At 65.2% G+C, this 16,311-nt stretch carries 17 protein-coding genes; 7 read left to right on the forward strand and 10 right to left on the reverse strand.

Annotated features, from left to right (window positions below; translation table 11 throughout):
- Positions 1 to 3: 3 nt before the first annotated feature.
- From C4S70_RS00240 to C4S70_RS00280, 9 genes are all read right to left on the reverse strand, one after another.
- Positions 4 to 2,205, reverse strand: coding sequence for a 3-hydroxyacyl-CoA dehydrogenase NAD-binding domain-containing protein (locus tag C4S70_RS00240; RefSeq protein WP_104006105.1), 2,202 nt, complete (start codon positions 2,203 to 2,205; stop codon positions 4 to 6).
- On the reverse strand, positions 2,198 to 2,689 hold the full coding sequence (locus C4S70_RS00245) for a cupin domain-containing protein (RefSeq protein WP_104006106.1): 492 nt from the start codon (positions 2,687 to 2,689) through the stop codon (positions 2,198 to 2,200). The genes C4S70_RS00240 and C4S70_RS00245 overlap by 8 nt, the downstream gene beginning before the upstream one ends.
- A complete protein-coding gene (locus tag C4S70_RS00250) occupies positions 2,689 to 3,900 on the reverse strand; it encodes an acetyl-CoA C-acetyltransferase (RefSeq protein ID WP_104006107.1) in 1,212 nt (403 codons plus the stop codon). The genes C4S70_RS00245 and C4S70_RS00250 overlap by 1 nt, the downstream gene beginning before the upstream one ends.
- 10 nt (positions 3,901 to 3,910) lie before the next feature.
- Positions 3,911 to 4,549: a glutathione S-transferase family protein gene (locus C4S70_RS00255; RefSeq protein WP_104006108.1), complete on the reverse strand. Its 639-nt coding sequence runs from the start codon at positions 4,547 to 4,549 to the stop codon at positions 3,911 to 3,913.
- A gap of 294 nt (positions 4,550 to 4,843) precedes the next feature.
- Positions 4,844 to 6,001, reverse strand: a complete 1,158-nt coding sequence (locus C4S70_RS00260; RefSeq protein WP_104006109.1) for an acyl-CoA dehydrogenase family protein — start codon at positions 5,999 to 6,001, stop codon at positions 4,844 to 4,846.
- 22 nt (positions 6,002 to 6,023) lie between these two features.
- On the reverse strand, positions 6,024 to 6,236 hold the full coding sequence (locus C4S70_RS00265) for a hypothetical protein (RefSeq protein ID WP_104006110.1): 213 nt from the start codon (positions 6,234 to 6,236) through the stop codon (positions 6,024 to 6,026).
- Between the two features lie 56 nt (positions 6,237 to 6,292).
- Positions 6,293 to 8,074 (reverse strand): acyl-CoA dehydrogenase C-terminal domain-containing protein, encoded by a 1,782-nt coding sequence (locus tag C4S70_RS00270; protein ID WP_104006111.1) that lies wholly within the window; start codon positions 8,072 to 8,074, stop codon positions 6,293 to 6,295.
- Between the two features lie 64 nt (positions 8,075 to 8,138).
- Positions 8,139 to 8,540: a MerR family transcriptional regulator gene (locus C4S70_RS00275; protein ID WP_104006634.1), complete on the reverse strand. Its 402-nt coding sequence runs from the start codon at positions 8,538 to 8,540 to the stop codon at positions 8,139 to 8,141.
- A gap of 222 nt (positions 8,541 to 8,762) precedes the next feature.
- Complete coding sequence (locus C4S70_RS00280; RefSeq protein ID WP_104006112.1) at positions 8,763 to 9,131, reverse strand: MerR family transcriptional regulator; 369 nt, start codon at positions 9,129 to 9,131, stop codon at positions 8,763 to 8,765.
- Positions 9,132 to 9,250: 119 nt separating this feature from the next.
- On the opposite strand from C4S70_RS00280, the gene C4S70_RS00285 reads away from it, so the two are divergent.
- The 3 genes from C4S70_RS00285 to C4S70_RS00295 are packed head-to-tail and all read left to right on the forward strand — an operon-like array spanning position 9,251 to position 11,515.
- The gene (locus tag C4S70_RS00285) at positions 9,251 to 9,673 is read left to right on the forward strand and encodes a PaaI family thioesterase (RefSeq protein WP_104006635.1); all 423 of its coding nucleotides are present in this window, start codon (positions 9,251 to 9,253) and stop codon (positions 9,671 to 9,673) included.
- Complete coding sequence (locus C4S70_RS00290; protein ID WP_104006113.1) at positions 9,670 to 10,191, forward strand: PaaI family thioesterase; 522 nt, start codon at positions 9,670 to 9,672, stop codon at positions 10,189 to 10,191. Before C4S70_RS00285 ends, C4S70_RS00290 begins: the two co-directional genes overlap by 4 nt.
- Positions 10,184 to 11,515 carry an MATE family efflux transporter gene (locus tag C4S70_RS00295; protein WP_104006114.1) on the forward strand — a complete coding sequence of 444 codons (1,332 nt, stop codon included), beginning with the start codon at positions 10,184 to 10,186 and terminating at the stop codon, positions 11,513 to 11,515. The genes C4S70_RS00290 and C4S70_RS00295 overlap by 8 nt, the downstream gene beginning before the upstream one ends.
- Before the next feature lie 76 nt (positions 11,516 to 11,591).
- Here the strand turns inward: C4S70_RS00295 and C4S70_RS00300 are convergent, their stop codons facing one another.
- Positions 11,592 to 12,704, reverse strand: coding sequence for a Ppx/GppA phosphatase family protein (locus tag C4S70_RS00300; protein WP_104006115.1), 1,113 nt, complete (start codon positions 12,702 to 12,704; stop codon positions 11,592 to 11,594).
- A gap of 265 nt (positions 12,705 to 12,969) precedes the next feature.
- Here C4S70_RS00300 and C4S70_RS00305 point away from each other — a divergent pair, with 265 nt between their 5' ends.
- From C4S70_RS00305 to C4S70_RS00320, 4 genes are all read left to right on the forward strand, one after another.
- Positions 12,970 to 13,266 (forward strand): virulence factor, encoded by a 297-nt coding sequence (locus tag C4S70_RS00305; RefSeq protein ID WP_104006116.1) that lies wholly within the window; start codon positions 12,970 to 12,972, stop codon positions 13,264 to 13,266.
- A gap of 26 nt (positions 13,267 to 13,292) precedes the next feature.
- On the forward strand, positions 13,293 to 14,222 hold the full coding sequence (locus tag C4S70_RS00310) for a methylenetetrahydrofolate reductase (RefSeq protein WP_104006117.1): 930 nt from the start codon (positions 13,293 to 13,295) through the stop codon (positions 14,220 to 14,222).
- Positions 14,223 to 14,232: 10 nt separating this feature from the next.
- Positions 14,233 to 15,297 (forward strand): methyltetrahydrofolate cobalamin methyltransferase, encoded by a 1,065-nt coding sequence (locus C4S70_RS00315; protein ID WP_104006118.1) that lies wholly within the window; start codon positions 14,233 to 14,235, stop codon positions 15,295 to 15,297.
- 362 nt (positions 15,298 to 15,659) lie between these two features.
- Complete coding sequence (locus C4S70_RS00320; RefSeq protein ID WP_104006119.1) at positions 15,660 to 16,295, forward strand: LysE family translocator; 636 nt, start codon at positions 15,660 to 15,662, stop codon at positions 16,293 to 16,295.
- Positions 16,296 to 16,311: the final 16 nt, after the last annotated feature.

The following is a 16,311-nucleotide window of genomic DNA, read 5'->3' on the forward strand; positions in this document are numbered from 1 at the left end:
GGGTCAGGCGGCCTTGGCCTGTTCGCCGAAGCGGCCGTAGAAGGTCTGGCCCTTCTCCGCCATCTCGCGCAGCAGGGCGGGGCACTTGAACCGCTCGCCATATTTCGCCTCGAGCTGGTCGCAGCGCTCGGCGGCATAGGCCGCACCGACGATGTCGAGCCAGCTGAACGGCCCGCCCGACCAGGGCGCAAAGCCCCAGCCCAGGATCGCGCCCACGTCGCCTTCGCGGATGTCCATCAGCACGCCTTCCTCGAGCGCGCGCACCGCTTCCAGCACCTGCGCGAACATCAGCCGGTCCTGCACCTCGCGCAGGCTGGGCTGTTCTGCGGCCAGCGGGTATTTCTCTTCGATCCCGTGCCAGTAGCCCAAGCGCTTGCCCTTTTCGTCATACTCGAAGAACCCGGCCTTGGCCTTGCGGCCCAGCCGCCCGATTTCCTCCATCCAGAAGATCAGGTCGTCGGCGGGGCTTTCGGGATAGGCATCCCCCATCGCCGCCTTGGTCGCGCGCGCGATCTTGGCACCCAGGTCGATCGAGGTCTCGTCGTTCAGCTGGATCGGACCCACCGGGAATCCCAACTGCTCGGCGGCGTGGTCAATGAGCGGCATCTTCACGCCCTCGGTGACCATTCGCAGCCCCTCGTTGATATACGGGATGATGCAGCGGTTGGCGTAGAAGAACCGCGCGTCGTTCACCACGATCGGGGTCTTGCGGATCTGGCGGACATAGTCCAGCGCCTTGGCCACGGCCCGGTCGCCGGTTTCGCGGCCCTTGATGATCTCGACCAACGCCATCTTTTCAACGGGCGAGAAGAAGTGGATGCCGATGAACTGATCGGGGCGCTTGGATGCCTTGGCCAGTTCGGTGATCGGCAGGGTCGAGGTGTTGGAGGCAAAGATGCAGTCCTCGGGGATGATCGCCTCGACCTTTCGGGTCATGTCGGCCTTGACGGCGGGATCTTCGAACACCGCTTCGATGATCAGGTCGCAGCCTTCCAGCCGCTCCAGATCCGGGGTCGCGGTGATGAGGTTCAGCATCGCCTCTTTCTTTTCCGCGGTGACCTTGCCGCGCTTCATGCCCTTGTCGAGGTAAGCCTCGGTATAGGCCTTGCCGCGGTCGGCGCTTTGCTGGTCGCGGTCGATCAGGACAACCTCGATCCCCGCCTGCGCGCTGACCAGGGCGATGCCGGCGCCCATCATGCCCGCGCCCAGAACGCCCAGCTTCTTGACCCGCTGGTCGGGAATGCCTGCGGGACGGACGGCGCCTTTCTCCAGCGCCTCTTTGTTGACGAAGAGCGACCGCACCATGGCCGACGACGACGGGTTCATTAGCAGGTTGGTGAACCAGCGCGCCTCGATCCGCAGCGCGGTGTCGAAATCCACCAGCGCGCCTTCATAGACCGCGCTCAAGAGCGCCTTGGGCGCGGGGTAGGCGCCCTTGGTCTTGCCGTTGACCATGACGTTGGCGCCGACGAAGGTCATGAAGCCCGCCGGGTGGTAGGGCGCGCCGCCGGGCATCTTGTAGCCCTTGGCATCCCACGGCTTGACCAGATCGGAATCCTTGGCGTTCAGCACCCATTCGCGGGCGGCGGCCACGGGATCGTCAACCACCTCGTCGATCACGCCGGCGGCCTTGGCCTTTTCGGGCGTCATCATCTTGCCTTCCAGCAGCAGCGGCGCGGCGGCCATCGCGCCCAGCTTGCGCACCAGACGGGTGGTGCCGCCACCGCCGGGGAAGAGGCCCACGAGGATCTCGGGCAGGCCGATTCGCGCCTTGGGGTTGTTGGCGGCAAAAATGCGGTGGCAGGCCAGCGGCAGTTCCAGCCCGATGCCGGCGGCGGTGCCGGGCAGGGCCGCGGCGATCGGCTTGCCGCCCTTCTTGGTCTTGGGGTCCATGCCGGCGAGCTCGATCTTGCGCAGCATCTGGTGGCCCTGCATCGTGAAGTCAAAGAGCGCCGCCGCCGGGTCGTCGCCGGCCTGGTCGCGGATCACGGCGAGCTGGGTCAGGTCCATGCCGCCGGCAAAGGAGCCCTCTTTGCCGCTGGTGATGACGATGCCCTTCACGCTGTCATCGGCCAGCGCCTCGTCGATCAGCGCGTTCAGTTCGCGCATTCCGTCGAAGCGCATCACGTTCATCGACTTGCCGGGCACGTCCCAGGTGATGATGGCGACGCCGTCGTCGCCCTTGGTCATTGTGAAATCAGCCATGTTTGGTTTCTCCGATCTGGTCAGCCGTCAGCGGGCTGCCGTCCTTGCGGGTGAATTTCGATCCGGTGGCGTCCTGCACCACCTTCATGTCAATGTCGCTGTAATGCGCGGTCTCGGTCGGGGTCCGCGTGCCGATCACGAGGAAGGCGGCCGGCGCGTCGGTCCGGTTCACCAGATGGTGCCCGTTGGGATCGCCCGCCGGAAAGGCGGCGCAGTCGCCGGGGTGCATCTGATGTTCGCCATCGTCGTCGATCAGGGTGCAGACGCCTTCAGTGACCATCACGAACTCGTCCTGCTGCTCGTGCCAGTGGCGCAGTGAACTTTTCGCGCCGGGCTCCAGCCGGACGAGGTTCGCGCCGAACTGGGTCAGGCCCCCCGCATCGCCCAGCCGCTGCGACGAGCGGCCGACGACCTCCTCCGCCAGCCGGCCCGGATAGCCCGAGCCGGTGCGGAAGGGGGTCTGCGACAGGTCGAGCTTCGGCATCAGACGCGCTCGATGATCGTGGCCGCGCCCATGCCCGAGCCGATGCACAGCGTTGCCAGGCCGGTTTCCTTGTCCTGACGCTCCAGCTCGTCCAGCAGGGTGCCGATGATCATCGCCCCCGTGGCGCCCAGCGGGTGGCCCATGGCGATCGCGCCGCCGTTCACGTTCACCTTGGCCGGATCCACGTCGAAGGACTTGAGGAACAGCAGCACGACGGCGGCGAAGGCCTCGTTGACCTCGAACAGGTCGATATCGCCGATCTCCATGCCGTTTTCCCGCAGGATCTTTTCGGTCACCGGCACGGGACCGGTCAGCATGATGGTGGGGTCGGTGCCGATCTTGGCGGTGGCGCGGATGCGGGCGCGGGGTTTCAGCCCGTATTTCTTGCCGAATTCCTCGTTGCCGATCAGCATGGCGGCGGCGCCGTCCACGATGCCCGAGGAGTTGCCGGCATGGTGGATGTGGTTGATCCGCTCCAGTTCGGGGTATTTCAGGATCGCCACGTTGTCAAAGCCGGGCATCACCTCGCCGATCTGCTGGAAGGACGGGTTCAAGGCACCCAGCGTCTGCATGTCTGTTTCGGGGCGCATGTATTCGTCATGATCCAGGATCGGCAGGCCGTTCTGGTCGCGCACGGTGATGATCGACCTGGCGAAACGGCCCTCGTCCCAGGCCTTCTTGGCGCGTTTCTGGGACTCCACGGCAAAGGCGTCGGCCTCGTCCCGGGTGATGCCGTATTTCGTGGCGATGATGTCGGCGCCGATCCCCTGGGGCACGAAATAGTTGTCGATCGCCAGGCTGGGATCGGCGGCGATCGCCCCCCCATCCGAGCCCATCGGCACGCGGCTCATCATCTCCACGCCGCCGGCGATATAGGCGTCACCCGCGCCGCCGCGCACCTGGTTGGCGGCCAGGTTCACCGCCTCCAGCCCCGAGGCGCAGAAGCGGTTGATCGAAAGGCCCGGAATGGATTCGTCCAGATCCGAGGCCAGAACGGCCGTCCGCGCCAGACACGCGCCCTGTTCTCCGATCGGGGTCACGTTGCCCCAGACCACGTCCTCGACCGCGTGGCCATCGAGGTTGTTGCGCTCTTTGACCGCGTTCAGTGTGACGGCCGACAGGCGTGCGGCGGTCACCTCGTGCAGGCTGCCGTCCTTGCGGCCCTTGCCGCGGGGCGTGCGCAGCGCGTCGTAGATATAGGCGTCTGTCATGATGCTCTCCTTACGTTCGGTCCGACGGATTGCCGGGCATCAGGTCATAGGGATGTTTCCAGCCGGGCTGTTCGCTGATGCGGGTCAGCCAGGCGTCGATATTGGGCCATTCGGCGCGATCAAAGCCGAAAGGCTCGGGGTAGTAGAGATAGCCGCAGCAGCTGAGATCGGCGTTGGTGATGCCGTCGCCCACTATCCAGTCGCGGCCCTCGAGATGGCTGTTCAGGATTTCGTAAGCCGCCTTGAGGCGCCCCTGATTGAACGCGATTACCTGCTCGGGGCGCTTGTCCTCGGGCAGAAAGTTCATCAGGAACCGGGTCATGCCGGCCATCGAGCTGAGCTTGTGGTTGTCCCACAGAACCCAGCGCAGAACCCCGTAGTTTTCTTCCCGCGTGGCGCCGCCGAACTTGCCGGATTTCTCGGTCACGTAGGCCTGAATCGCGCCGGACTGGCTGATCCGGAAGTCGCCGTCCACCAGCACCGGGGCCTCTCCCAGTTCGTTGACCTTCTCACGGTATTCCGGGCTGCGGGTTTCGCCGTTGAAGAAATCGACAAAGACTGGCTCCCATTCCAGTCCGCTCAGTTGCAACGCCAATGCCGCCTTGTAGGAATTTCCGCTTTCGCCGAAGCAGTAGAGCTTGATCGTCATGGGTTGCCTCCCTTTGGCTTCTGTCGGAGCGGGGGTTTCACACCCCCGCACCCCCGTGGAGTATTTCTCGCAAGATGAAGTTCCGGTTACCAAACATTAACTTTGAACGATCTACGGTCGGAGCGCGGTACAGGCTGGAGAGCCGATGACCGCGCAAGGTGAAGCCCTGTCCCGCCGCGTCCCGCAGCCCTGAGGCAACGCGGGGCAGGGTGACCCGCCAGGTTGCTTCATCTTGCTCCAAATACTCCCGCCGGAGGCTCCCGAAGCCTGAAGCGGGCGCCAAGGTCAGCGGTGTCACAGCGCCCTCGCAATCAGTTCCTTCATGATCTCGTTGGTGCCGCCGTAGATGCGCTGGACGCGGGCGTCGGCCCACATCTCGGCCACGGCATATTCCTGCATGTAGCCGTAGCCGCCATGCAGCTGGACGCAGTCGTCGATCACCTCGCACTGGGTGTCGGTGGTCCAGTATTTCGCCATCGCCGCCTTTTCGACGGACAGCTCGCCCCGCAGGTGTTCGCTGATGCATTCGTCCACAAAGGCGCGCGCCACCTTGGTCCGCGTCACGCATTCGGCCAGCTTGAAGCGCGTGTTCTGGAACTGCGTCAGCGGGCCGCCGAAGGCTTCGCGTTCCTTGCAGTAGTCGATGGTGCGTTCCACTGCGCCCTCCATCGCGCCGACCGCGCCGCAGGCGATGATCAGACGCTCCTGCGGCAGCTGCTGCATCATCTGGTAGAAGCCCTGGCCCTCGACCCCGCCCAGGATGTTCTCGGGCGGGATTTCCACGTTGTCGAAGAACAGTTCCGACGTATCCGCCGCGTGCAGGCCCACCTTTTCCAGGTTCCGCCCGCGAGAGAAGCCCTCGGCATTGGCCGTCTCGACCACCACCAGCGTCGTGCCCCTGGCGCCTTGGCTGGGGTCGGTCTTGGCGGCGACGATGATGAGATCGGCGTGCTGGCCGTTCGAGATGAAGGTTTTCTGTCCGCTCAGCCGGTAGGCGTTGCCTTCCTTGATCGCGCGGGTCTTGATCGCCTGCACGTCCGAGCCGCCCGAGGGTTCGGTCATGGCCAGCGCCGCCACCATCTCACCCGTAACCATCTTGGGCAGCCAGCGCCTCTTCTGCTCTTCGGTGCCATAGGCCAGGATGTAATGCGCCGCGATGCCGGAATGGATCGGGTTGCCCCAACTGGCAATATTGGCGCGCGGTGCCTCCATCATGATCACCGCCTCGTGGCCGAAATCGCCGCCGGCGCCGCCGTATTCCTCGGGGATCGACGGGCACAGCAGGCCCAGCTCGCCCGCCTGGTTCCAGATCTCGCGGTCCATCTGGCCCTGCTTGCGCCAGCGCTCGAAATGCGGTGCCCATTCGGTGTTGATGAACTGAGCCGTCATCTCGGCGAGCATCCGGTGCTCGTCGGTCATCCAGGCGGAGTTTCTGGGGAATATCTCGGACATGGGCTCCTCCTCCCGGGGCGTCTCAGCGCTTGCGGTCCTCGAGTTCGGAATTGAACAGCCGCAGGCGGTGGGTCAGGTTTTCGTGGTCGGTGACGCTGTCGAAATGTTCGAACAGAAAGGACAGTGCCTCGCCTTCGTCCAGCCCCGCCTCCTGCGCGAAACGGCGAAGCCGGCGATAGCCGTCTTCGGTCATGGCGATGGGAAAGCGGCGGGTCAGGCGAAAGCGTTTGGGCATGTCTCCTCGCAGGTCGGGATGGCGGGCAGGGCGGGCGCGGGGCCCGCCCTCACCGCTCAGAAGTTGTCGGCGTCCAGCGCCATCACCGGGTCGGCGCCGCTCTGGATGCGGGCCAGGTGCATGGCCGTTGCCGGCAGCCGGCGTGCCATGTAGTAGCGCCCGGTGGCCAGCTTTGTCTCGTAGAACGCCGCGTCAGAGGCGCCGCACTCGAGCGCGGCGCGCGCGGCCTTGGCCATCTGCGCCCACATCAGCCCCAGGCAGACATGACCGAACATGTGCATGAAGTCATAGGATCCCGCCAGCGCGTTGTCGGGGTTCTTCATGCCTTCGGCCATGAAATACATCCCCGCCGCCTGCAGATCCTTGGACGCCGCCTTGAGCGGCTCGATAAAGTCGCGGTCATAGGCTTCGTCCTGCCCGGCGTTTTCCTTGATGAAGGATTTCACCAGGTCAAAGAAGGCCATCACATGCTTGCCGCCGTCCTGGGCCAGCTTGCGGCCCACCAGGTCCAGCGCCTGCACGCCGTTGGCGCCTTCATAGATCATGGCGATCCGGGCGTCGCGCACGAACTGCGACATGCCCCATTCCTCGATATAGCCGTGCCCGCCATAGATCTGCTGGGCCTGCACGGTCAGGTCGAAGCCCTCGTCGGTGAGAAAGCCCTTGATGACCGGCGTCAGCAGCGAGATCAGTCCGTTCGCGGCCTCGTCTCCGCCGCGAACGTGGCGGTCGATGAGCGTCGAGCCCCACAGCAGGAACGCGCGCGCGCCCTCGGTAAAGCTCTTCTGGTTCATCAGCATGCGTCGCACGTCGGGGTGCACGATCAACGGATCGGCCGGCCCGTCGGGGTTCTTGGGCCCCGTGACCGCGCGGCCCTGCAGGCGGTCACGGGCATAGGCCAGCGCGTTCTGATAGGCCACTTCTGCCTGGCTCAGGCCCTGCATGCCGACGCCGATCCGGGCTTCGTTCATCATCGTGAACATCGCCCGCATGCCCTTGTGTTCCTGGCCCAGCAGCCAACCCACCGCGCCGTCATAGTTCATCACGCAGGTCGAGTTGCCGTGGATGCCCATCTTTTCCTCGATCTTGCCGACCGAGACGCCGTTGCGTTCGCCCAGCGTGCCGTCGGGATTGACGAGGAACTTGGGCACGATGAACAGCGACACGCCCTTGATGCCCTCGGGGCCGCCGGGGATCTTGGCCAGAACGAGATGGACGATGTTCTCGGCCATGTCGTGTTCGCCGGAGGAGATGAAGATCTTCTGCCCGGTGATGCGATAGCTGCCATCCGCCTGCGGCTCGGCCTTGGTGCGCATGAGGCCGAGGTCGGTGCCGCAATGGGGTTCGGTCAGGTTCATGGTGCCGGTCCATTCGCAGGACACCATCTTGGGCAGCCAGGTGTTTTTCTGCTCTTCGGTGCCATGCGCCAGGATGGTCGAGGCCGCGCCGTGGGTCAGGCCCTGATACATGGTCAGCGAATGGTTCGCGGCACTGAACATCTCGCCGACGGCGGTGCCGATCACATAGGGCATGTTCTGCCCGCCATATTCCTCGGGCATGTCGAGCCCCGGCCAGCCGCCCTCCTTGATCTGTTCGAACGCCTCCTTGAACCCCGGCGGCGTGCGCACCACGCCGTTCTCGAGCCGGCAGCCCTCGCGGTCGCCGACCACGTTCAGGGGCGCCATGACCTCGGATGCGATCTTGCCGGCCTCTTCGAGGATGGCGTTGGTGAAATCGGGCTCCAGTTCCCCATAGCCGGGGATGTCGGCCTCGGTCACCTTGAGAACCTCGTGCAGAACGAACTGCAGATCCTTGGTCGGGGCTGTGTAGCTGGGCATTGGCGTCTCTCCGTGACGTTGATTGCGTTTCGGGGATTGCGTTTCGGGCGGTCGCAAGGGTGACCTATTCGGCCGCCTTCTTCGTTTCCTCCATCGAGGCGAGCATCTGTTCGCCCCATTTGAGCTGTTCCTTCAGATCCGCGATCGCCTCGTCCAGTTCGGCGCGCTGGCGTTCCATGTCGGCCAGCCGCTCCAGCGCCACGTCATAGGCGCGCTGCAGCTGCGTGCGCTGCTGGTCGCCCACATGGTAGAGGTCCAGAAGCTGGCGGATCTCTTCAAGGCTGAAGCCGAAGCGCTTGCCGCGCAGGATCAGTTTCAGCCGCGCCCGGTCGCGCCGGGTGAAAAGCCGCTTCTGGCCTTCGCGGATCGGGAAAAGAAGCTCCTTGGATTCATAGAACCGCAGCGTGCGCGGGGTCACACCGAACGCATCGCACATCTCGCGGATGGTCATCAGTTCTTCGGTCATGGTTGCGTCTTTCTTCACCTGAGTCATGGCCTACAGGTGCTGCGGTTCCGCCGCGTTTACAACATCACTTTGACGTTTACGTAAGCCAGACGTCACGTCACGAAAAAGGTGACGTAACATCACTGCGCGTCAAGTATCGAAGCCGCAAAAAAGTTGCCCGCGGGCGCGTCGCTCCGCGCGGGGCAAAGTCCCCTCCTGGGGCAATTTCGTTTCGTTTCGGGACTATTCGGCGCCTTTGAGTGCGACTTCGCGCAGTGCCTTCAACTCGTCCATCGCCTCGTCGATCTGGGCGCGCTGGGTCTCGAGTTCCTTCATCTGGCGGTCGGCCATCTCGACAAAAGCGGCCATCTGCGCCTTGGTGCCCTCGTTTTCGTAGATCAGCAGCCACTGGCGGATTTCTTCGAGCTGAAAGCCGAACTTTCGCCCGCGCAGGATCAGCTTCATCCGGGCCACTTCGCGGGGGCCGTAGAAACGCGACCGGCCTTCGCGCTCGGGCTGGAGCAGTTCAATGTACTCGTAGTAACGCAACGTGCGCGGCGTCACGTCGAACTTGGCGCACATCTCCTTGAACGAAAGTCGCGTCTCTGACATTCCGGCATCTCCTCGCGGGCAAACTATGCGCTGCCTTCTGCAAGTGCAACAGCCGGTCTTGCCCTTGGCCCGCGGTGCGGCCCATAAAGGCGGCGACGAACAGGCAGGAGACGGCCCCGGTGGCGAACAAGACGAAACTGGCGCGGCAATTCATCGAGGCGATCCCGCATGCACGGGCGCTGGGCATGGAACTGACCGAGATCGGAGAAGGGCGGGCCGTGATCCGCATGCCCTATGACGAAAAGCTGATCGGCGACCCGGACACCGGGGTCATTCACGGCGGCGCGGTGTCGGCGCTGATGGATACCTGCTGCGGCGCGGCGGTGATGAGCCACCGCTCGGCCCCCGGCGGCACGGCGACGATCGATCTGCGCATCGACTACATGCGCGCGGCCACGCCCGGTCAGGCGGTGGTGGTCACCGCGGTCTGCCACCACATTACCCGCAACGTGGCCTTCGTGCGCGCCACCGCCACCGACGATGACACCGACCGCCCCGTCGCCACCGCGACCGGCGCCTTTACCGTGGAGAAAGGATTTTGACCCGCAAACGTCCCGAACCCATGCAGGTGGTCAAGCAGCGTCGCGATGCGGCGCTGAATGCGCTGGTTCATGGGGTGCCTTACATCCGCTTTCTCGGCATCGAGTTCGACCGGCGCGGCGATGAGCTGACGGCGGTGCTGAACTATTCCGAGGACCTGATCGGCAACCCGTTCCTGCCGGCGATCCACGGTGGCGTGACGGCGGCGTTTCTAGAGGTGACGGCGATCATCACGCTGGCCTGGACCAACCTGTTCCCGCTGATCGAATCGGGCGAGATCGACGCCGAGGAAATGGCCGAGGGCAAGCTGCCGCGGCTGCCGCGCACCATCGATTTCACGGTGGACTACCTGCGGTCGGGCCTGCCGCGCGACGCCTATGCGCGGGCGCGGGTCAGCCGGTCGGGACGGCGCTATGCCTCGGTCCATGTCGAGGCCTGGCAGGATCATCACGCCAAGCACTTCGCCCAGGCCACCGGCCATTTCCTGATGCCGCCGCCGATCGTGAGCAACGGTGACTGACACGGCAACTGGCACGGCGGCCCCGCTGACCCACCGGCGGGTTCTGAACATCGCGATTCCGATCGTGCTGTCCAACGTGACGGTGCCGATCCTGGGCGCGGTCGATACCGGCGTCGTCGGCCAGATGGGCACCGCCGCCCCCATCGGCGCGGTGGGGCTGGGCGCGACGATCCTGACCGCGATCTACTGGGTCTTCGGGTTCCTGCGCATGGGCACGACCGGGCTGACCGGACAGGCGATCGGGGCCGGGGACCGGGCCGAGGCCGCCGCGCTGCTGACGCGCGCGCTGCTGATCGGGACCGTGGCCGGCGCGGTTCTGATCGGGCTGCAACTGCCCCTTTTCGCAGCGGCCTTCGCCGTATCGCCGGCCAGCCCCGAGGTCGAGGCGCTGGCCCGCGATTATCTGCGCATCCGCATATGGTCGGCCCCCGCCGCCATCGCGCTCTACGGGATCACCGGCTGGCTGATCGCGCAGGAGCGCACCCGCGCGGTGCTCTTGCTGCAGCTATGGATGAACGGACTCAACATCCTGCTGGATATGTGGTTCGTGCTGGGGCTGGGCTGGGGCGTGCGGGGTGTGGCCATCGCCACCTTCGCGGCGGAATGGTCGGGCCTTGCGCTGGGGCTCTGGGCCTGCCGCGCGGCGTTTGCAGGGCCCGGCTGGCGCGACCCGCGCCGCCTGTTCGCCCGCGACCGGCTGCGCCACATGGCGTCGGTCAATTCGGATATCCTGATCCGGTCCCTGCTGCTTCAGGCCATCTTCGTCTCCTTCATGCTGGTCGGCGCAGGCTTCGGCGACGTGACGCTGGCGGCAAACCAGGTGCTGATGCAGTTTCTCGGCATCACGGCCTATGCGCTCGACGGTTTTGCCTTCGCCGCCGAGGCGATGGTGGCCCAGGCGCTGGGCGCGCGCGATCCCGCCCGCCTGCGCCGGGCGGCGGTGATGACCTCCCTATGGGGCGCGTTCAGCTCGGTCGCGCTGGCGTCGGCATTCGCGCTGGCGGGGGGCGCGATCATCGACCTGATGGCCAGGGCCGCGGATGTCCGGGCCGAGGCGCGTCTGTTCCTGCCCTGGATGGTAGCCGCGCCGCTCGTGGGCTGGGTGTCGTGGATGCTGGACGGTATCTTCATTGGCGCCACGGCGGCGCGCGACATGCGCAACATGATGCTGGTCAGTGCGGCGATCTATGCCGCCGCCGTCGCCGCCCTCGTGCCCGCCTTCGGCAATCACGGGCTGTGGCTGGCGCTGTTGGTGTCCTTCGTGGCGCGCGGCGCGACGCTGGCGGTCCGATACCCGGCGATCGAGGCCCGCGCCGCGCGCTGAGGCTCGCCGCCCGCCCTTCGCGACCGGGGACGCACCAAAGGTCCAGCGAAAATGTGCCGCATGGCGACGGCTCCGTTCAGAACGGCCCGTCTTCCAGCACCCCGTCCGCGCTCATCTGAGCGTAAAGCAACCCTTCCCGTAGCCCCCGGTCCGCCACCGACAGCCGGTCCGTCGGCCAGCACCGCAGAAGCGCCTGCAGGATGGCTGACCCGGACATGATCAGCGCGTGCCGGTCCTCGCCGATCCGCGGATCGCGCCGCCGCCCCGCCGGTCCCAGCTGCAGATAGCGCCGGATCACCCGGTCGATCTGGTCGGAAGTCATCCGCAGCCCGTCCACCTTGGTCCGGTCATAACGCTTCAGCCCCAGATGCGACGCCGCCACGGTGGTCACCGTGCCCGAGGTGCCGACGATCTGGAACCGCTCGCGTTCCTGCTCGCCGTGATAGGGGGCAAAGTCGGAAAGGTTCTCCTCGAAATACCAGCTCATCAGCGCGAACCGTGCCGCATCGTCCTGCACGTCGTTGAACTGGTCGCGCAACGTCGCCACCCCCAGCGGAACCGAGATCCAGTCCACCACCTTGGCCACCGGGAACGGGCTTTCGGACGGGTGGAACCCCGCGTGCAGCCGCATGATCGAGGCCGGCCGGTCGCGGCGCGGCACCGCCGACAAATCGATCCAGACCAGCTCGGTCGAGCCGCCGCCGATATCCACAACCAAAAGTTGTTCGGTCTTGGTGCTGACCAGCGGCGCGCAGGAAATCACCGCCAGCCGCGCCTCTTCCTCGGGTTCGATGATCTCCAGCGTCAGCCCGGTCTCGCGCTTGATCCGCCGGATGAACTCGGAGGCGTTCTTCGCCCGCCGGCAGGCCTCGGTGGCCACCAGCCGCATCCGCGTGACCTTGTTGCGCTTGATCTTCTGCTGGCAGATCCGCAGCGCCTGGATGGTGCGCGCCATGGATGCCCGCGACAGCCGGCCGGTGCGTTCCAGCCCCGCGCCCAGCTGGACGGACTTGGAAAAGCTGTCCACGACATGAAACCCACTGCCCTTGGGTTGGGCAATGAGCATGCGACAACTGTTCGTGCCCAGATCCAGCGCGGCATAGAGCGCATCCGGATCGGGCGGATTCGGGGCGGGGGTATCGACCGGTTTCGGGAACGCGCCCGCACCCTTGGAGCGCCTGGGCGCCATCTCAACACGCCCTCCGATTTCAAGTTGCCTTGACAATAGGTGCGCGCGCCGCGTCCCGCAAGGCGCATCATCGCATGGATTTCCTGAACCCTGACGACATTCATCATTTTCATGAGAAATTCGATGCCCGCCCCGGCTGGAACCGCCGGGCACGGGCGGGTTACACAGGGCAGGGGCGTCGTTCTCGCCGCGCGTTCTGTCGAAAACAGGCGCCGCCCTGCCCAAATGGTGGATTACACAGGGCCATCGAAACGAGGAATCAGACATGCCCGAGGTCACCATCGTCTACTGGCGCGACATCCCGGCTCAGGTCATCGTCGGCAAGGGCCGCCGCGGCGCGAAGAAGCCGTTGCCGGAACGGTTCGAGCAGGCCATAGACCGCGCCGCGATGAAGGTGGGCGCACGGGACACGGACGCCTATCTGGCGGAATGGCGCAAGGCCGCGCCCTACACGGTCGAAGGCGACCCGGCCGCCGTGGCCGAGGCCGAAGCGGCACGTCTGGAGGCCGAGTATGACGGGGACCGCCTGCGGACCCTGATCGAGAACGATGGTTGGGCATGACGCCCAGGGCGCTATGGGAGGCCGCGATGGCTCTTTTGAACTTCAGAAAGCGTGAAACGTCCCGCGAAACCCCAGTCAACGGGCAGCTCGAGGCGTTCCTCAAGGGCTATTCGATCGAGGTGATGCCGCGCACCGCGGCCAAGGTGGAAAACTTCCGCGACCTGCTGCCCGAGGGCACGCGGGTCTACATCGCCCATATCGAGGGCACGCCGATCGAGGACATGGTCGCCACCGCCAGACGGCTCGCCGACGAAGGCTATCGGGTCATGCCGCATTTCCCGGCCCGGATCATCAAGGACGCGGCCACGCTGGCCGACTGGATCGCCCGCTATCAGGGCGAGGCGGGCGTGGACCAGGCGCTGCTGCTGGCCGGCGGGGTCGCGAAACCGGTGGGCGACTTCCACAGCTCGATGCAGCTGGTCGAGACGGGCCTGTTCGACAAGGCCGGGTTCAAGCGCCTGCACTTTGCCGGCCACCCCGAGGGCAACAAGGACATCGACCCCGACGGCTCGACCCGCAATGTGGACGCGGCGCTGCGGTGGAAGCAGAATTTCGCCGAGCAGACCGACGCGCAGGTGGCGCTGGCGACCCAGTTCGCCTTTGATGCGAAACCGATCATCAAATGGGCCGACAGCCTGCGCGAGGCCGGAATCACCATCCCCGTGCATATCGGCATCGCCGGGCCGGCCAAGCTGCAGACGCTCATCAAGTTCGCCATCGCCTGCGGCGTCGGGCCGTCGCTCAAGGTGCTGCAAAAGCGCGCGATGGACGTCTCCAAGCTCATGCTGCCCTACGAGCCGACCGAGGTGCTGACGGAACTCGCCGCGCACAAGGCCGCCAACCCCGATTTCAACATCGAGAAGGTTCACTTCTTCCCGCTGGGCGGCATCAAGGCCAATGCCCAATGGGCCATCGATCACGGGGGCGCATCGACCCGCCCCGCCAACGCAAGCTGAAAGGCCGCACATGACCCGCACCATCGTTGAAAGCAAGACCAAGACCGCGATCATCGGCTTTGATCAGCCGTTCTGCGTGATCGGCGAGCGGATCAATCCGACGGGCCGCAAGAAACTGGCCGCGGAGCTGGAGGCCGGGGATTTCTCGACCGTGGAAAAGGACGCGCTGGCCCAGGTCGCGGCCGGGGCGACCGTGCTCGATATCAATGCGGGCGTGGTCTACAACTCCAACCCCAACCCAAACGAGACCGAGCCGCCGCTCATGCGCAAGATCGTCGAGCTGGTTCAGGGGCTGGTGGACGTGCCGCTGTGCATCGACAGCTCGGTGCCCGGCGCGCTCGAGGCGGGGCTCGAGGCGGCCGAGGGCCGACCGCTTCTGAACTCGGTCACGGGCGAGGAAGAGCGGCTGGAACAGATCCTGCCGCTGGTCAAGAAATACAACGTGCCGGTGGTGGCGATCTCGAACGACGACACCGGGATTTCCGAAGACCCCGACGTCCGGTTCGCGGTGGCCAAAAAGATCGTCGAGCGCGCCGCCGATTACGGCATCCCCGCCCACGACATCGTGGTGGACCCGCTGGTGATGCCGATCGGTGCGATGGCGACGGCGGGCCAGCAGGTGTTTGCCCTGGTCCGCCGCCTGCGCGAGGAACTGGGCGTCAACACCACCTGCGGGGCGTCCAACATCAGCTTTGGCCTGCCCAACCGCCACGGGATCAACAACGCGTTCCTGCCGATGGCGATGGCCGCCGGCATGACCAGCGCGATCATGAACCCGGTGGCGCTGCCGGTGACGCAGAAAAAGATCGCCGAGAAGAAGGCCGAGGTCGCCGCCGCCGGCATCATCGTGCCCGAGGACATGGACGACGAAACCTTCGTCACGATCTTCGGCATGGGCTCGACCAAGCCGCGCGCGGGCAAGGAAATGCAGGCGATCCGCGCCGCCAACCTGCTGATGAACCAGGACCCGCACGGGGCCGAGTGGATCAAGTTCAACAAGCCTCCCGCGGCACCGGGCGCCGAGGCCGCCGGCGGTCGCCGCGGCCGGGCAGGGTCGCGCCGTCGCCGCGCCTGATCCGCCCCAGGACAGACCCGGAAAAGCCGCCGCAGGGCGGCTTTTTCATGCGCCGGCCTCGCGCCCGGCCCCGCGTCCGGCGACGCGTTCGGCATGAGGGTCGGCGTGGGCAGGGCAGGGATGGGCGCCGCCGAAACGAAAAAAGGCCCGGCGGTTGTCCCAAGCCTCTTACCAGAAGTGTTGCTGATCATTTGCGCGCAGGTGTGACCAACGAAGCCCTATGTCTGGTTCGAGCCCTCCTTTCCCAAGGTCGCAGCTGGCACAAATGTCTGGTTTCAGGGCTATGCGAGTTCACTATTGTAATGGTCATTCAATTCGGCAAATTTCGTCTAAAGGCGAACTGAACGGAAAACTTTGAGACTATGGACACGCCACTTCTCCTGTTTCTGGGGGTATCCGCGATTGTGATCATGACACCAGGTCAGGACACGGCGCTGTCCCTTCGCAACACGATGGCCGGAGGCAGGTCCGCAGGAATTGCGACCGCAGCGGGCGTGGCGACAGGGCAGCTCATATGGGCAGTTTCAGCTGCCCTGGGCCTTGTTGCCATTCTTGCGGCAGCGGATACGTTGTTCGCCGCAATCAAATATGCGGGGGCGGCCTATCTGATTTTCCTGGGCATCCAGTCCTTGAAGGCGGCTTTGAGGGGCACCGTTCAAAAAGCCGGCCGTGACGATCTGGGCGCAATAGATTGCCTGTCGACGACCAAAGCCTTTACCCAAGGCATCGTGAGCAATCTGGGCAATCCCAAGATGGCCATTTTCTTTGCAAGCCTGCTGCCGCAGTTTGTTCCCCAAGAGGCACCCGCCTTCGCGGCAATGATGGGTCTTGGTGTAGTATTTTGCGCCATGACCCTGCTCTGGCTGAGTTTCTACGCCTTTTGCGTGACTTGGGCCGGACAGTTTCTGCAAAGACCCAAAGTGAGACGATACGTCGACGGAATTACGGGAATGGCTTTAATCGGACTCGGGCTTCGAGTTTCCCTTTTGGATAAGTAGGCGTATTGGTTTTGTA

The sequence above is a fragment of the Jhaorihella thermophila genome (assembly GCF_900108275.1).
GTDB lineage: Bacteria > Pseudomonadota > Alphaproteobacteria > Rhodobacterales > Rhodobacteraceae > Jhaorihella > Jhaorihella thermophila.

What these genes read in the sequence shown, in the direction of transcription:
- C4S70_RS00240 (WP_104006105.1), bottom strand. Translation starts at nt 2,205, where the DNA reads ATGGCTGATTTCACAATGACCAAGGGCGACGACGGCGTCGCCATCATC.
- C4S70_RS00245 (WP_104006106.1), bottom strand. Translation starts at nt 2,689, where the DNA reads ATGCCGAAGCTCGACCTGTCGCAGACCCCCTTCCGCACCGGCTCGGGC.
- C4S70_RS00250 (WP_104006107.1), bottom strand. Translation starts at nt 3,900, where the DNA reads ATGACAGACGCCTATATCTACGACGCGCTGCGCACGCCCCGCGGCAAG.
- C4S70_RS00255 (WP_104006108.1), bottom strand. Translation starts at nt 4,549, where the DNA reads ATGACGATCAAGCTCTACTGCTTCGGCGAAAGCGGAAATTCCTACAAG.
- C4S70_RS00260 (WP_104006109.1), bottom strand. Translation starts at nt 6,001, where the DNA reads ATGTCCGAGATATTCCCCAGAAACTCCGCCTGGATGACCGACGAGCAC.
- C4S70_RS00265 (WP_104006110.1), bottom strand. Translation starts at nt 6,236, where the DNA reads ATGCCCAAACGCTTTCGCCTGACCCGCCGCTTTCCCATCGCCATGACC.
- C4S70_RS00270 (WP_104006111.1), bottom strand. Translation starts at nt 8,074, where the DNA reads ATGCCCAGCTACACAGCCCCGACCAAGGATCTGCAGTTCGTTCTGCAC.
- C4S70_RS00275 (WP_104006634.1), bottom strand. Translation starts at nt 8,540, where the DNA reads ATGACCGAAGAACTGATGACCATCCGCGAGATGTGCGATGCGTTCGGT.
- C4S70_RS00280 (WP_104006112.1), bottom strand. Translation starts at nt 9,131, where the DNA reads ATGTCAGAGACGCGACTTTCGTTCAAGGAGATGTGCGCCAAGTTCGAC.
- C4S70_RS00300 (WP_104006115.1), bottom strand. Translation starts at nt 12,704, where the DNA reads ATGGCGCCCAGGCGCTCCAAGGGTGCGGGCGCGTTCCCGAAACCGGTC.
- C4S70_RS00305 (WP_104006116.1), top strand. Translation starts at nt 12,970, where the DNA reads ATGCCCGAGGTCACCATCGTCTACTGGCGCGACATCCCGGCTCAGGTC.
- C4S70_RS00310 (WP_104006117.1), top strand. Translation starts at nt 13,293, where the DNA reads ATGGCTCTTTTGAACTTCAGAAAGCGTGAAACGTCCCGCGAAACCCCA.
- C4S70_RS00315 (WP_104006118.1), top strand. Translation starts at nt 14,233, where the DNA reads ATGACCCGCACCATCGTTGAAAGCAAGACCAAGACCGCGATCATCGGC.
- C4S70_RS00320 (WP_104006119.1), top strand. Translation starts at nt 15,660, where the DNA reads ATGGACACGCCACTTCTCCTGTTTCTGGGGGTATCCGCGATTGTGATC.